15 protein-coding genes are annotated in these 15,513 nt (G+C 62.2%); 5 read left to right on the top strand and 10 right to left on the bottom strand.

All coding sequences use genetic code 11. The features are described 5' to 3' along the window. The first annotated feature begins 101 nt into the window (after positions 1 to 101). From cobA to GRI38_RS01535, 5 genes are read left to right on the top strand one after another with little or no spacing between them, the layout of a single operon-like run. Complete coding sequence (cobA, locus tag GRI38_RS01555) at positions 102 to 860, top strand: uroporphyrinogen-III C-methyltransferase (protein ID WP_160681251.1); 759 nt, start codon at positions 102 to 104, stop codon at positions 858 to 860. Positions 861 to 871: 11 nt separating this feature from the next. Then, positions 872 to 1,171 carry a DUF2849 domain-containing protein gene (locus GRI38_RS01550; protein ID WP_160682398.1) on the top strand — a complete coding sequence of 100 codons (300 nt, stop codon included), beginning with the start codon at positions 872 to 874 and terminating at the stop codon, positions 1,169 to 1,171. Then, the gene (locus GRI38_RS01545) at positions 1,171 to 2,805 is read left to right on the top strand and encodes a nitrite/sulfite reductase (protein WP_160681250.1); all 1,635 of its coding nucleotides are present in this window, start codon (positions 1,171 to 1,173) and stop codon (positions 2,803 to 2,805) included. The genes GRI38_RS01550 and GRI38_RS01545 overlap by 1 nt, the downstream gene beginning before the upstream one ends. Next, on the top strand, positions 2,798 to 3,301 hold the full coding sequence (locus GRI38_RS01540; RefSeq protein WP_160681249.1) for a DUF934 domain-containing protein: 504 nt from the start codon (positions 2,798 to 2,800) through the stop codon (positions 3,299 to 3,301). The genes GRI38_RS01545 and GRI38_RS01540 overlap by 8 nt, the downstream gene beginning before the upstream one ends. Further along, a complete protein-coding gene (locus tag GRI38_RS01535) occupies positions 3,294 to 4,061 on the top strand; it encodes a phosphoadenylyl-sulfate reductase (protein ID WP_160681248.1) in 768 nt (255 codons plus the stop codon). The genes GRI38_RS01540 and GRI38_RS01535 overlap by 8 nt, the downstream gene beginning before the upstream one ends. Before the next feature lie 4 nt (positions 4,062 to 4,065). On the opposite strand, the gene GRI38_RS01530 is transcribed toward GRI38_RS01535, so the two are convergent. The 10 genes from GRI38_RS01530 to ftsA form a co-directional block, all read right to left on the bottom strand. Further along, complete coding sequence (locus GRI38_RS01530) at positions 4,066 to 4,974, bottom strand: NAD-dependent epimerase/dehydratase family protein (RefSeq protein ID WP_160681247.1); 909 nt, start codon at positions 4,972 to 4,974, stop codon at positions 4,066 to 4,068. Then, positions 4,971 to 6,104, bottom strand: a complete 1,134-nt coding sequence (gene proB / locus GRI38_RS01525; RefSeq protein ID WP_160681246.1) for a glutamate 5-kinase — start codon at positions 6,102 to 6,104, stop codon at positions 4,971 to 4,973. Before proB ends, GRI38_RS01530 begins: the two co-directional genes overlap by 4 nt. A 42-nt stretch (positions 6,105 to 6,146) precedes the next feature. Then, positions 6,147 to 7,205 (bottom strand): GTPase ObgE, encoded by a 1,059-nt coding sequence (gene obgE, locus GRI38_RS01520; protein WP_160681245.1) that lies wholly within the window; start codon positions 7,203 to 7,205, stop codon positions 6,147 to 6,149. 86 nt (positions 7,206 to 7,291) lie between these two features. Next, on the bottom strand, positions 7,292 to 8,212 hold the full coding sequence (locus GRI38_RS01515; RefSeq protein WP_160681244.1) for a hypothetical protein: 921 nt from the start codon (positions 8,210 to 8,212) through the stop codon (positions 7,292 to 7,294). Between the two features lie 186 nt (positions 8,213 to 8,398). Then, entirely contained in the window at positions 8,399 to 9,142 is a 744-nt protein-coding gene (locus GRI38_RS01510) for a Bax inhibitor-1/YccA family protein (protein ID WP_160681243.1), read from the bottom strand. Positions 9,143 to 9,267: 125 nt separating this feature from the next. Continuing rightward, the gene (proC, locus tag GRI38_RS01505; protein ID WP_160682397.1) at positions 9,268 to 10,074 is read right to left on the bottom strand and encodes a pyrroline-5-carboxylate reductase; all 807 of its coding nucleotides are present in this window, start codon (positions 10,072 to 10,074) and stop codon (positions 9,268 to 9,270) included. A gap of 42 nt (positions 10,075 to 10,116) precedes the next feature. Beyond that, on the bottom strand, positions 10,117 to 10,623 hold the full coding sequence (locus GRI38_RS01500) for a type III secretion system chaperone family protein (protein ID WP_160682396.1): 507 nt from the start codon (positions 10,621 to 10,623) through the stop codon (positions 10,117 to 10,119). Between the two features lie 175 nt (positions 10,624 to 10,798). Continuing rightward, the gene (locus GRI38_RS01495; RefSeq protein WP_160681242.1) at positions 10,799 to 12,295 is read right to left on the bottom strand and encodes an SPOR domain-containing protein; all 1,497 of its coding nucleotides are present in this window, start codon (positions 12,293 to 12,295) and stop codon (positions 10,799 to 10,801) included. A 28-nt stretch (positions 12,296 to 12,323) separates the two neighbouring features. Further along, positions 12,324 to 14,012, bottom strand: coding sequence for a cell division protein FtsZ (gene ftsZ / locus GRI38_RS01490; RefSeq protein WP_160681241.1), 1,689 nt, complete (start codon positions 14,010 to 14,012; stop codon positions 12,324 to 12,326). 202 nt (positions 14,013 to 14,214) lie between these two features. Next, a complete protein-coding gene (gene ftsA, locus GRI38_RS01485) occupies positions 14,215 to 15,498 on the bottom strand; it encodes a cell division protein FtsA (RefSeq protein WP_160681240.1) in 1,284 nt (427 codons plus the stop codon). Positions 15,499 to 15,513 lie beyond the last annotated feature (15 nt).

Below are 15,513 nucleotides of genomic sequence, written 5' to 3'. Positions count from 1 at the left end.
CCAGCTTCTCTAACCGATACCCAAGGTTTTCAAAACTTTTCTATTTTTGACGACACGGTTTCTCGCTGGAAGACCGGGTGCGACGCCGCCATTTCGACCGAATGGCTAAATCGGGCACCATCTATCTCGTCGGAGCCGGTCCGGGCGACCCCGACCTTCTCACTTTGCGCGCAGCGCGGTTGATCGAACACGCGGAGATCATCGTTCATGACGGTCTCGTCGATCGCCGCATTCTCGACATGGCTCCACGCGGTGCGCGCCTCGTTTCCGTCGCGAAGCAGCGTTCGCGGCACACTTTGCCGCAGGACAAGATCAATGCTCTGCTGATCGAAGAAGCGAAGAGGGGGATGGACGTCATCCGGCTGAAGGGCGGCGATCCATTCATTTTCGGACGCGGCGGTGAGGAAGCAGAAGCTGCGCGTGCCAGTGGTATCGACTGCGAGATCGTGCCCGGCATCAGCGCCGCGAACGGTGCAGCAGCAGCAGCACAGATCGCTCTTACCCACCGCGACGCATCGTCGATCGTCAGTTTCGTCGCCGGCCAGTGCAAGGGCCTGTCCGACCAAGACTGGGCGGGACTTGCAGGCATAGGCCGGACGCTCGTCATCTATATGGGTGTCAAGACCGCTCCGCAGATCGCGGAAAAGCTGATGGCCGACGGCCTTGCGCCTGAAATGCCGGTTGCCGTTCTAGAAAACGGAGCGCGTCCCGACATGCGCGTCCTGCGCGGTTCTCTCGCGGCGTTACCGGAACTCGTCGAGCGCGAAGCAGTCAGGAGCCCGGCCCTCATCATCATCGGAGAAGTGACGTCGCGAACAGACGTCGAGCTGGCACGGGAAGCAGCGAAGGTGACATCATGAGCGAGAACACGATGATGCTTATCACCGGCAATGACTTGCTAACCGGCGCTGTCATCTGGTGGACCGGTTCCGACTGGTCGGTTCATATCGAGGACGCGATCGACGCAGGCGACGCCGCCGAAAGTATAGCTGCCGAGCAGGAAGCCGCGCGGAAGGTCAACGTTCCCTACCTCGTCGAATCCACGATGCAGGACGGGGTGCCGCGCCCAAATCATATCAAGGACCGCGTACGCGCTCTTGGGCCGACGGTGCGACCTGACCTTACCATCAAGCCGGACACTGCGGCCAATGCGATCCGGGAGATCGTCTGATGTATCTTTACGACCAATACGACCAGGCGATGGTGGATGCCCGCGTCGCCGAATTTCGCGACCAGTGTCAGCGCCGGATCGACGGCAAGCTGACCGAAGACCAGTTCAAGCCATTGCGGCTGATGAACGGCCTCTATCTTCAGCTACATGCCTATATGTTGCGCGTAGCGGTGCCTTACGGAACGCTCAAATCGACGCAGATGCATGCGCTTGCCGACATCGCCGACAAATACGACCGGGGATATGGGCATTTCACGACCCGCCAGAACATCCAGTACAACTGGATCAAGCTGGAGGATGCCGGGGACATTCTCGCGGATCTCGCCAAGGTCGAGATGCACGCGATCCAGACGAGCGGTAATTGCATCCGCAATATCTCGTCCGATCATTTCGCAGGTGCCGCGGCGGACGAAGTGGCCGACCCCCGCCCCTATGCCGAATTGCTGCGCCAGTGGTCGAGCTTCCATCCCGAATTCAGCTATTTGCCGCGCAAGTTCAAGATCTGCGTTATCGCAAGCGACCGTGACCGCGCCGCGATGAAACTCCACGATATCGGCATTCAGATCGTCAGGAACGATGCCGGCGAACTCGGTGCTGCCTTCTATGTCGGCGGCGGCATGGGGCGCACTCCGATGATCGCGCCGCTCATCCGCGACTTCGTTCCGCTGGACCAGCTCATTACCTACGCCGAGGCGTGTCTGCGGGTCTACAACCGCTACGGCCGACGCGACAACAAGTACAAGGCCCGGATCAAGATCCTCGTGCATGAGCTCGGTGCTGCAGAATATACGCGCCAGGTCGAAGAGGAATTCGCCCATCTTCTCGATCAGGGGGTAGAGCCTCCCTTTGCCGAACTGAAGCGGATCAGGACGTTCTTCGAGGACCCGGCGTTCGCGCAATCCTCCGCGGCTGAAATCGACAGGAGCGATCCCGACTTTGCGCTCTGGGTCGATCGCAACACCCATCCGCACAAGGTCGAAGGCTATACGAGCGCGGTAATCTCGTTAAAGCCTGTCGGCGGCATTCCGGGCGATGCGAGCGCGGAGCAAATGCATCTGATGGCGGATCTGGCGAAGGACTACAGCTTCGACGAATTGCGCGTCATGCATACCCAGAACATCGTTCTGCCGCATGTCGCGAAATCCGACTTGCACGCATTGTGGACCGCGCTGGAAGATGCCGGGCTCGGCAGTCCGAACCTCGACACGGTGGAGGACATCATCGCATGTCCGGGGCTCGACTATTGCAGTCTTGCCAATGCCCGGTCGATTCCCGTTGCCCAGAAAATCTCCGAGCGTTTTGCGGCCACCGGAAAGACGGCAGCACTCGGCGAACTGAAGCTCAAGATTTCTGGCTGCATCAATGCCTGCGGCCACCACCACGCAGGCCATATCGGCATCCTCGGCGTGGACCGGAAAGGCGTCGAGAATTATCAGTTGCTGCTCGGCGGAAGCGAAGCCGAGGACACGGCACTCGCCAAGATCACCGGCCCCGGTTTCAGCGAGGATGGCATCGTCGATGCTGTCGAAAAGGCGGCTGACGTCTATCTTTCCGCACGCGAAGACGGCGAGCGGTTTCTGGATACATATCGGCGGATCGGCATGGCTCCGTTCAAGGAGGCGCTTTATGGCTGAGGGACTGTCCAGCACGCAGACACCTGCCGAAGGTCGGGGACCGCTTGATGCGACTTCGCTGCGGTTCCGGGACGACGATCCGGTACTTGACCCCGCAGTGACGGTCGATGCCTTCACCGCGCAAGGCAATGCAGTTGCCGTCCGCATCGAGCCCGGAGACGACGTGCGCGAATTGCTTCCGTCGCTCGATCGGCTCGCACTTGTCGAAATCAATTTCCCGACCTTCGGAGACGGGCGCGGCTATTCCGCGGCGCGGATCCTTCGGGAAGCCGGCTATCGCGGCGAGCTGCGTGCAGTCGGAGACGTGCTCGTCGATCAGATCGCATATCTGCGGCGCTGCGGGTTCGATGCGTTCGCTCCCGAAGCGCCGCTCGATCCGGACGATGTCGCAGCCGCGCTCGATCGTTTTCCCCATGTCTATCAACCCGCTGCCGACGAGCGGAACCCGATCTGGAACCTGCGGCATGGCAAGGGGGAAGAGCTTCGCGATGAATAAGCCTGTCTCTCCCCGCGAGATCGACCGTATCGATACCGGACCGCGCTTCACCGAGCGTGATGCGGAAAGGCTCAATCGCATGTTTCGCGGTCAGGAAACGCGGGAATTGCTGCAAAACCTGATCGAGGACAACGTTGCCGGCGAGCTCGCCACCGTTTCCAGTTTCGGAGCCGAAAGTGCCGTCCTGCTTCACCTTATCAGCGAGGTAGCACCGGACTTGCCGATCCTGTTTCTCGAAACGGGCAAGCATTTTCCCGAAACGCTGCGCTATCGCGACGAACTTGTCGCGCATCTCGGGCTGACTAACCTCGTCAACCTGACGCCAGACCCTCGAGAACTTGAAGAGAAAGACGCCTCCGGTCTCCGCTGGTCCTACGATCCGGATGGCTGCTGCGATCTGCGCAAGGTCCGGCCTCTCGCGCGAGCATTGAGCGGCTACGATGCGACGCTGACAGGGCGGAAGGCTTTCCAGAGCGCGACGCGCGCCAATCTTCCCCGCTTCGAGATCGATACTTCCGACGAACAGGGAAGGCTCAAGATCAATCCGCTGATCGACTGGAATGCGGAGATGATCGAGACCTATTTCGAGGAACACGATCTGCCGCGCCATCCGCTCGTTGCGGAGGGTTATCCCTCGATCGGCTGTTCGCCCTGCACGCAGAAGGTCGCGCCGGGCGAAGATCCGCGTTCAGGCCGCTGGAAGGGTTGGGACAAGGTCGAATGCGGCATTCACAAGCCCGGCGAAGAACCCTTCCTTTGAAGGCCTAGAGCCAGCCTTCCTTCTGATACCATTCGGCAGTTCGCCGAAAGCCCTCCTCGCCCCCGATTTCCGGTTTCCATAGTGATGACGGCGGAGCATATCCGGGTCTTGAGACCCAGTCGGGGTGCAGCATGTAACCGACGCGGTCGCGGGTGAGTTTGGCTCCGTTTCCACGCAGCAGTTCGTCGGCCCGCGCTACTAGCCGCAAGCTCCAGGCGGGCATGTGTGCCACGCGCACGTCGCGACCGAAAGCCGCACCGATGCTTCTGGCAAGCTCTTCATGCGAATAGCCACCGGGACGTCCATCGTCGGGTTCGTAAAGCCCTTCGCTCGATCCTTTTGCATCGGTCACAGCGAGCAGGAAACGCGCCAGATCGGCAACGTGAATGAAGGATGCCCGCCCCTTCGGCGGAACGGGCGCGAACCCAGCCTTCGCCGCCCGGAACAGGTCGAGCAGCTCCGTATCGCGCGGGCCATACACGGCCGGGGGGCGTATGATCGTGCAATCGAGCGTGCGTTCCTTGACGACTTCCTCAGCGCGTGCCTTCGATGCACCATAGGCGGAAAGGCTAGGTTCCCGGGCCGCCAGCGAGGAAACGAGCACGAACCGCCGGACGCCTTCCGCCTCGGCGGCTTCGAGGATATTGCGCGTTCCCTCGACATTTGCCTTCTCGAACTCCGAATGATCGAGCGCACTGGTGAGCCCCGCGATATGAAGGACGGTGTCCGCCCCTTCGCAGAGTCGCATAAGGCTCTCACGATCGGACAGGCTTCCCTCTACCCACTGCAAACCCGGGAACATCTGCTCTTGCGGCCGGCGGGTCAGCGCTTTCGCCGAACGACCCTGCTCGCCAAGCTGGTCGAGCACCGCGCGACCGACGAACCCCGTCCCACCAGTCAGAGACAAGGTCATGCGGACACCCAATGGTCGCGGTGGATTACCGCCGAGCGGGGGGTGTAACCGAGCAACGCTTCCTGCTCGCCCTGCCCCTTTCCGGCGATCGCGCGAAGATCGTCCGAGCCATACTCGCTGAGGCCCTGCCCAACGGGTTCGCCCTTTTCGTCGATGACCGATAGAAGGTCGCCGCGTTCGAAGTCGCCTTCGATGCGTTCGATCCCGGGGGCGAGAAGACTGGCGCCGCCCGAAAGCGCTTCGGCACAACCACGGTCGATCACGATCCTTCCCGCCGGGGCAATCCGTCCCCCCAGCCACGCCTTTCGCGGACCGTCCCGCCGTTGTGCGAGGAACAGCGTGCCATGATCGTTCTCACATGCTTGTGCTATCGGAGATCGAATCCGCCCGCCGATGATCGCCAAGGCCATACCGGCGCGCTCTGCAATCTTCGCCGCCTGCAGCTTCGCCACCATCCCCCCCGAACCCATCCCGGACGACGAGCGGGTATCGGCAAGCGCCATGATCTGAGGCGTCACTCCATCGACCTTCGCAATCAACTGCGCCCCTTCGGACGACGGTGCGCCATCGTAGAGGCCGTCCACATCCGATAGCAGGATTACCGCATCCGCGCCTGCCGCCTGTCCGACGCGGGCCGCAAGCCGGTCGTTGTCGCCGAAGCGAATTTCCTCGGTCGCGACGCTGTCGTTCTCGTTGATGACCGGCACGGCACCAGCTTCGATGAGCCGCGCAAGCGTCGCCGATACATTCAGATAACGGCGGCGATCCTCGAGATCGTCGAGCGTCAGGAGCATCTGCGCTGCGATGATATCGTGGCGCAACAGCAGTTCCGCCCATAAAGAAGCAAGCGCGACCTGCCCTACGCTCGCTGCTGCCTGGGCATCGGCCAGCGTCTTGCGTCCACCGCCTTCCAGACCCAGCCGGAACGCTCCGAGCGCAATCGCGCCCGAACTGACGATGACGACATCCTGTCCCGCCGATTTCAACGCCGCTACCTCGTCCACGAGGCTTTCAAGCCAGGCGCGCCGCGGCATTCCGTCCCGGTCGACGAGCAGCGCGGAGCCGACCTTGATGATGATGCGCCGCGCGCGCTCCGCCTCGCGCAGGTGAGAGAGGGACGAAATCGACATCGTCGCTCGCTCTAATTTATCCTTCGTCCATGCGAAAGGGTATCAGAGCGGCGACCATTCCTTAATTTCGTCGCTGCCTTCCGTTTCCTCGACGCCCCTCGTCTCCGTGGCGGTCCTGTCCGGAAGATAGCTCAGAACCGCGTCGAGAAGTTCGGAAATGCCCTCGCCGCTCGCGCCCGAAACGCGGAACACCTTCTCCGCTCCGGCGTCCCGCAATTCCTCTGCGAAGGCATCGCCCAGTTCGTCGTCCGCGAGATCGAGCTTGTTCAACGCCACGAGACGCGGCTTATCCGCAAGTCCCGCGCCATAGGATGCAAGTTCCTCGTTGACGATCTGCATGGCGTCCGCCGGATCTTCTCCGGCAATGTCGACGAGATGGATGAGGACGCGGCACCGCTCGATATGACCAAGGAACCGGTCGCCTATCCCTGCGCCTTCAGCAGCCCCCTCGATCAGTCCGGGGATGTCCGCAAGAACGAATTCGCGGCCCTTGTGCTGCACAACCCCGAGCTTCGGCACGAGGGTGGTGAAAGCGTAATCGCCGACCTTCGCCTTGGCATTCGATACCTGATTGATGAAGGTCGACTTTCCGGCATTGGGCAGGCCCAGCAGTCCGACATCCGCCAGCAGCTTCAGCCGCAGCCAGACCCACATTTCTTCGCCCGGTTCGCCGGGCTGATGCTGGCGCGGCGCACGATTGGTCGAACTCTTGTAGCTGGCATTGCCCCGGCCGCCCATCCCGCCTTCGAGGAAGACTTCGCGCTGCCCGACTTCGGTAAAGTCTGCCAGCACCTCTTCCTTGTCCTCGGAAAGAATCTGCGTCCCGACCGGCACTTCTATGACGAGGTCCTTCGCCCCTGCGCCGGTCCGGTCCCGGCCCATGCCGTGCCCGCCGCGCGCCGCCTTGAAATGCTGGGCGTAACGAAAGTCGATGAGCGTATTGAGACCCTGCACCGCTTCGAACACGATGTCGCCGCCCTTCCCGCCATTGCCGCCGTCGGGGCCGCCATATTCGACGTATTTCTCGCGGCGAAAACTGACGGCACCGGGGCCACCGGCGCCCGACTTCAGGAATATCTTGGCTTGATCGAGGAAATGCATGGTCCGTTATGTAGGACGCAGCCCGTCCGATAGCCAGACGGTCCTTCGATTTACCCCGCGCGCTTATGCAAGACCGAGGCGGGAACCTAGTCGTCCGGCGTATCGCCGCTTTCGGGGAGCGGCTGCACCACCGGTCCGCCAGAAGCTGGCTGCTGCGGCGAGACAGCAGTGCTTCCCGTTACGGGCGGCAAACCTTGATCGTTTTCCGGAGCGGTCTGCACGGGTCCGTCCTGAACAGGCTGCGTGATCGGACCTTCGGTCGGCAAGGGCTGAATTGTGGCGTCGCTCGGGTCGCCCGGCAGCACGATGCCAGAAGATACTGCCTGCCGCGAAGCCGGATCGACATAATTGGGATCGTAGCGCGCGTCCCATGCTTCCCGCTCGGCGAGATAGGTCTCGTACTCATCGAAGAAGCTGTCGAAGACGTTCTCGATGCGCGGCAGGGCCTGGGCGGTGAACAGCGAAAGCCCGTCCGGCTCGACGACCAGAGCTTCCTCGCTAACATTTTGCGCTACATCGCAGAATTCGTCCTGCGTCATTGGCAAGGCGAAGTAGTTGTAAACGCTCGTCATGTAAGCGTCCTGCTCGTCCAAATAGCCTTTGCCGAAACGGTCGCGAAACTCCTGCTGCAACGTGCGGTTTGCTTCGGCGAGCGGAGATTTGTGCCGTTCGAGGAAGCTCGCATAGTTTGCCGTCAAAGTCTCGTTCGCCGGACCACGGCAGTAAAGCGCGGCGACGTTGAGAGCAGAGCGCACGTTCCACGTCTTCTGTGCCGGGGAAATATAGGCATTGACCGTCCGACGCACATCGAAGGGATCGGTCTGCGGAACGACGAAATTGGTAACGGCCCCTCGGGGCGGTGTCGGTCGGTCGGGAATGACCTCGACCGGTGGTGGCGGAGGCGGAGGTGGCGGCGGAGGCGGCGGAGGCGTTGCGCACCCCGCAAGGACGACGAGCCCGAAAGCTACGGTCATTTTTCTGATATTTACGGGTCCCGTCGGCGTCATGCCGGCATCCTTTCCAGAACGATCCTGTTTTCCTGCGAAGCCTAGGCTTGCGAACCTGAGCCTGTGCTGAAGGATCGAGCCTTAGCGTGCCTGACGGATATGAAAAGCGCCCGGAATGCGAATGGCACTCCGGGCGCGATCATGTGTGGCTTTGCAGCGTCGATTGCTGCGCCGATTAGCAATTCCTTATTCGCGGTTGCCCATGAAACGGAGCAGGAACAGGAACATGTTGATGAAGTCGAGATACAGCGACAGCGCACCCATGATGATCGCCTTCCCGGCGAACTCGGTGCCGCGCAGGTAATCATACTCGGCCTTCAGACGCTGCGTATCGTAGGCGGTCAGACCTGCGAAGATCAGGACGCCGATCGCGCTGATCGCGAGGTTCAGCACGCTCGATTGCAGGAAGATGTTGATGACCATCGCGATGATGAGACCAACGACACCCATGATGAGAAAAGTGCCGAAGCCCTGCAGGTTCTTCTTGGTGGTGTAGCCGTAAAGGCTCAGACCGGCGAAGGCACCCGCCGTCGCGAAGAACGTCGCAGCGATCGATTCCTGCGTATAGACGAGGAAGATCGTCGAAAGCGACAGACCCATGACCACCGCAAACGCCCAGAACATGGCCTGCAACGTCGTCTTGCTGAACTTGTTGACGCCAAAGCTCATCGCGAACACGAAGCCAAGCGGTGCCAGGGCGACGATCCACATCAGCGGACCCGACGCGAATGTCAGCGCAAGGCCTGTCCGGGCCGTCAGCATCGCGACGATACCCGTCAGCAACACGCCCGAAGCCATGTAGTTGTAGATGGATAACATATGCGCCCGCAGTCCGGCATCGAACCGCTCGGCACGGGCAGCCGGATCACCGGCGCGAGGCACAGAGCTGAAGCTCGTGCGCGACCGCTGCGTGTCCTTCCAATCTGCCATAATGAATACTCTCCTCAAAATCGCGGTCCGACTATACGAACCGGCTACCCGCAATATCGGGCGTTATCGGCTCTTTTTCAAGCAAAACCGGAACATCGCGTTCCGAATTAGTGTTAAGCGCAGCTTCACTCTTTTGCGCGTGCTTCCTCGGCCATTTGGCGGCCTCTGTTCCGTGCTGCGACGAGGCAATTTTCGACCAGTTCGTTCAGCGCATCGTTCTGGTCGAGGACATCGAGCCCCTTTTGCGTCATGCCCCCGGGACTTGCGACCCGTGCCGCGAGTTCGCCCGGCGACAGCTGCGACGAAGCCGCGAGTGCTGCTGCCCCCTCCACCATTTGCACCGCGAGACGCTGTGCCTGCTCCTGCGACAATCCCTGTGCGGCCGCTCCTGCTGCCAGCGCGTCGATGAACCGATAAACGAAGCCCGGCCCCGAGCCGGCCAATGCGGTGACGAGATCGAACTGGCTCTCGTCCTCAAGCCATTCCGCCGTGCCACCCGCTCTACCGAGCGCTGTCACCTGCTCCCGCTGGCGTTCGGTTAGTCCGTCCGCCAAGAGGGCGTTCGGCGATTTACCGAGTGCGATGGCGAGATTGGGCATGAACCGCACGACGCCGCCCGCCTTTGGAAACGCCTGTTTGAGGGTGGCCAGTTCGATGCCTGCAAGGACCGACAGGATAACCGTCTGACCACTCACTGAAGGAGCCAGATCCGGCGCAACATCGGCGAGCATGTGCGGCTTGAATCCCAACAGAACCGCATCGAACGGCGTGGCGGGAACATCGAGCGTGAAATGCGTACCCTCAGGCGCGCTCTTTTTTCGCGGATTGTAGATCGTGAATGTCCCGGGCGGGATGCCCGCAGCGATCCAGCCCTCGACCATCGCCGAAGCCATTGCTCCGTAACCCGCGACCAGAATGTTGTCGAACGTCATGGCGGCCAAGCTAGTCTCTCCCGCCTGTCAGCGGAAGGTGCCTCATGCTTCTCCCGCCGCGTCGACCATGGCGCTCGTCAGCGCGTCCTTCGGCGATTTGTCGCTCCACAGCACGAACTGGAAGGCGGGATAGAAGCGGTCGCATTCCTCGATTGCCGTTTCGACGAGGGCCTGCGCCTGCGTCAGCGACAGCAGCCCCTCATCGCCCAACATTGCCGCATGGCGAAACAACAGCATTCCCCCGTCCGACCACAACTCAAAATGGCCCAGCCACATCTGCTCGTTCACCAGTGCCAGAAGATCGGTCGCAGGTGCCCGCTTTTCAGGGCTGACCCGAATGTCGGGCAAGCAAAGCAATTGCAGGACATTGTCCTCCCGGCGCCAGATGCAGCGAAGCTGGTAGGTTGCCCAGCTTCCTTTTACCTTGCCGCTAATCTCTTCGGTCGAATGGACATCGCATTGCCAGCCGCGCGCCTCGAACAGCGCCGACAGCATGTCCATCGGAGCGCTTCCGACATCGGCGTCGAAGGTTCGCAGGGCATTCGCCATATTCCATTTCCCGTCACGTAGATTTGCGAATGGCGTCATGACGTCACGGCGGCCCCTCACGCAATCGCGACCGGCGTGGCAGTTGGGGAGAAGTCCCCGAGCGACTCCGATTGCCTGTTAACAGCTTGTTGAAAAGGAGTTTTGCACAGTTTCGATCGCGCGGTGGCGATCGATTTCAGGGCAGCGGCTCGACCGGAACGCCCGAAGAACTGTCATGTCGGAACGTATCGATGCCCGCTTCCCTCAACGTCACGATCAATGCGCTTGCTTCTTGGCGGGTCGAGAACGGCCCAACCAGCATCCGGTTGGTCTGGCCCCAGCGGCTGGTGAACGGCTTGTAGTCCGCAAGAGCCCCATCCGCATTGCGCGACAGGCGTCGCCAGTCGAACCGCAGCGCCTTCTTGTCCTGTCCCGTTGCTACCTGGACCCAGATTCGCGCCGGGTGAAGCGTGGCCGGGTCTGGCGGCGGCGGAGCGGCGGGCTGCGCCTTGGCAGGTTCAGGTTTTGCAGGAACAATGGTCGCGAGGTCGACTGCGCCCGCTGAGGGTCGCGCACCACTCGGCGTCGCCATATCGGCGAAGACCGTCGCGATGTCGGGTCGCACGACCGGCCTTGTCGGCGCAGCGGCCTGAGTTTGTTGAACGACCGGACGCTGAACCGGATCGGGTTGCGCCGCGGCTTGCGCGGGATTGAGCGGAGGCAGCTCGCCCGTTCCCTGCCGACGAAGTTCCCCTTCCGGCTCGACAACGCGCGCAGGGGGCTGGTTGGCGCCGGGTCCGAGGGGCCGTCCCGCCGGACGCAGCCGCGCATCGGTAGCATTCGGGCGGGCACGGGATTGAGCCGCCGCGGGAGGAAGCGCCGCGCGTGCCTCGGCAATCGAGGGATCGTCGCGTCCGAACTCCGAGCGTCGGGGAAACACGCCCAGATTGGCAGCGCTGGCCTGCTGGACTGCGGTCAGTTGGTCCATTGCGCGCAAGTAGGGCACAAGCCCGTCGATCAGAGCGGGCGGCGTGATCGCTCGCGCGATGGAAATGGCTTCGGTCGTGTCTCCGAGTATCGCAAGGCCGAAGGACCGGGTCCGGAATGCCGCGAGGTCGCCCCGCTCGAGCAGCGGTCTCAAGCTCGCTTCGAATTGCTGGCGCTGACCGGCGATCGCCTGGCTCGTCGCCAGTCTCAGGGTGATTTCGGGGTCGTCATTCTGCCTAAGCGCAAGGCGATACTGGTCCTGCGCCGCCGCATTGTCGCCCACCAGATCGAAGGCGAGCCCGCGCTGCCCCGCAATCCTCGCCACGTCAGCACCAGCCCGTTCGGCCTCTGTATAAAGACGCAATGCCTCGATCGGACGACGCGTCGCGACATAGGCGTCCGCCAGACCACTCAAGATACGCGGATTGTTCGGCGCAATATCGCTCGCGCGACCGAAAAAGCCGATCGCCGCCTGCACGTCGCCGAGGGCAAGAGAAGCCTCGCCCGCATCGATGAGCGCGCTTACATTGCTTGCGTCACGGGCGAGCCGCTGGAGCGCGTCGCCCAGTTCGTCCACTTCGGGCGGCGGCAAGGGCTGGACGATCTCCCGCCCCTGCGCATAGGCAGGTGTCGCAGCAATACTTGCGAGCGCCACGGCAACGCCGCCGAGCGCCGCCATGGTGCAGGGATCGATGAACCTTTTCATGAGCGCATGATGCGGCTCGAGCCGCCGGTTACTGGTTGTTCTGCCGCCCGAGAAAGCGCGGAATGTTCAGCGAGGAGCCGTCATTGTCGTCGTCATCCTCGTCCTCGTCATCGCTGTTCGAGCCGCGCGAAAGGTTCGCCATCCGCTCGAACAAGGTGGAGCCGCCCGCAGCCGCCGAACTCTTGGCGCCATCGCGCGAACGTCCGCCGCCCGAGGAACCTTCCTCGTCCTCGGAGCCGCCGAACATGCCGCGCTTGCGACCCTGCGGCTTGCTGCGCAGCGGGCTGTCGAAACTCATCTGGTTGTCTTCGCCGAGCACAAGCGCATCGTCGTCGTTTTCGTCGGACGAAGTGCCGCTCCCGACGAAACCACTCTCATCACCCTCGCCGAACCCTGCCGACGGTCGGCTGCCGTGTTCGCGGTCCTGCGCCGGTTCGACCAGTCCGTCATCCTCGTCTTCGCGATTGCGCAGCCCGGCGAGCGGATCGACGATGTCGTCCACATCGTCGTCTTCTTCATCCTCGTCGAAGTCAGCTGCGCCGAGCGGATCGGACAGGACGGGGTCGGAGAAACTCTCGTCCTCTTCCTCGCTTTCGTTTGCACCGCTGCCGAAACCATTTGTCAGATCGAGCGGGGCCTCGTCGCTTTCGGAAGTATCGTCGTTCGACAATTCGAGGACCGGGCGCTTGGGCGGCTTCGTGTCCGACAGAGCGAACGGCTTCGGCTCGCTTGCGGGGGCCTTCGCCATGGCATCGTGGTCGATACCGGTAGCGACGACGCTGACGCGGATGCGACCTTCCAGATCGGGATTGAAGGCACTACCCCAGATGATGTTCGCATCGTCGTCGACGAGTTCGCGAATGTGATTCGCCGCTTCGTCGACTTCGAGAAGCCGCATGTCCTCGCCCCCGATGATCGAGATGATGACGCCCTTCGCGCCTTGCATCGACACACCGTCGAGAAGCGGGTTGGCGATCGCACGTTCGGCAGCTTCGAGTGCGCGGTTCTCGCCCTCTGCTTCGCCCGTACCCATCATCGCCTTGCCCATTTCCTGCATGACGGAACGGACGTCGGCAAAGTCCAGATTGATGAGACCCGGCATCACCATGAGGTCGGTAATCGAGCGGACGCCCTGTTGCAAAACTTCATCGGCGAGCTGGAACGCTTCCTTGAAGGTCGTTTCCGCCTTCGCGACGAGGAACAGGTTCTGGTTCGGAATGACGATCAGCGTATCGACGTGCTTCTGCAACTCGTCGATACCGCTTTCGGCAGCGCGCATCCGTCGGCTGCCTTCGAACATGAATGGCTTGGTCACGACGCCAACCGTCAGCACGCCCTTCTTGCGCGCCGTTTCGGCAATCACAGGCGCAGCGCCGGTTCCCGTACCGCCGCCCATGCCGGCTGCGATGAAGCACATGTTGACGCCCTCGAGCGCGGCTTCGAGTTCGTCCACCGTCTCCTCTGCAGCGGCCTTGCCCACTTCGGGCCGGGCGCCTGCGCCGAGACCGCCGGTAATTTCCGGTCCGAGCTGGATGCGGTTTTCAGCGACCGAGGTGGTCAATGCCTGCGCATCGGTATTCGCGACGATGAAATCGACGCCCTCGATCTCTGCTTCCATCATGTTGGCGATTGCATTGCCGCCCGCACCGCCGACCCCGATGACGAGGATCTTGGGACGCATTTCGTCGGAGGTAGCAGGGCCGATATTGATACTCATTCAAGCCTTCCCTTCCAGGGCTGTGTTCTTACCGGAAATTCGAGAACCGCCGGTCAGGACCGGCATCGTGTTCCCTGTTGTCCGGGAAATGATCTGTTGGTCGTCGCAACGCTCTTCGAACGGGTCGAAAGAATTGTCCAAACGCCTATTACGCATTAACCCTAAACGCAATCGACCATTCCGTCGAGATGCGCGGCCATCGTCAGAAATATTCCTTCAGCGCGCGAAAGACCCGGCCGAACGTATCGGCTCCCTTCAACTTGGTCGTTTGCTGCCAGTTCGCATTGATCGAGCGAATATCGACCGGATCGTTTGCGGCATAGATGCACAAACCTGCCAGCGTCGCGAAACCGGGCGTCGCATGCGCTTCAGGCAATCCCTTGAGGCCGGCAGGCGGCTTGCCGATGCGGACAGGCTGGCCGAGCGCGCTCTGCGTGTACTCGGCAATGCCAGCGAGTTCGGCCCCACCGCCCGTCATCACGACCTGCCCGCCGCGTGCTCCGCTGAAGCCGAGTTCCTTGAGCGACCTGCCGATCTCTCCCGTCAGCCGCGCCAACTGTTCGGTGACGACGCCGACGAGTTCCGCGCGCGGAATACGGTTGCGATCGTCCGCGCCCCGCGCGACGAGACCGCCTTCCTCGTCGCCCGGACCATTCACCGGGATCATCTCGCGGTGGTCGCTGGGCGAAGCGATAGCGGAACCCGACACGCATTTCAGTCGCTCGGCCTGAAAGCGCCTGATCCCGAAGGACGAAGCGATGGCGTCCGTGATATCGGCAGAGCCGAGCGGAACCGCGCTCATACCGAGGAGCATTCCGCCTGCATGGACGGAGATATTGGTGATGTCCCCGCCGATCTCGATCATCGCGACGCCCAGTTCGCGCTGCTCGCGCGTAAGACACGCGTAGCTGGCCGCAAGCGGCGAGGCGACGACCCCTTCCACGTCGAGATGGGCGTTCTGCACCGCTTCGATGAGGTTCTTCACCGGCGCCCCGTCGGCTAGCATGACATGAATGTCCACGCCCAGGCTTTCCGCGTGGAGGCCGACCGGGTCGGCAACGCCATGCGCGCCGTCGAGCGTGTAATGGGTCGGCTGCGCGTGCAGGACCATCCGGCCATCGGGCTGGATATGATCGCGCGCCGCGAACAGAAGATGCTGCACATCGTCGCTCTCGATGCGGCGTCCCTCGATCGGGATCTCCACCTTGGTAACCCGGCTCGCAAGCCCGGCTCCGGCGCAGCCAATCCATACGCCCGAGACGCTGGTCCCCGCATTCTTCTCGGCCCGTTCCACCGCATCGCGCACGGCATAGGTCGCCGCCTGCATGTCGGTGACGTATCCACGCTTGATCCCCTGGCTCGCCCGGTGGCTAGAGCCGAGGACGACCATCTCGTCATCCTCCCCGATGCCGAGGATCATTGCGGAGATACGGAACGAGCCGATATTGACCGCACCGATATAGCGTTTGTACCGTGAATTTGCCATTGCGCCCCTCGCCCC

The organism is Parapontixanthobacter aurantiacus (genome assembly GCF_009827635.1).
In the GTDB taxonomy this organism is placed as follows: Bacteria; Pseudomonadota; Alphaproteobacteria; order Sphingomonadales; family Sphingomonadaceae; genus Parapontixanthobacter; species Parapontixanthobacter aurantiacus.
Note: the sequence above shows the minus strand (reverse complement) of the source record. Positions and strands in the feature narration are given on the sequence as shown.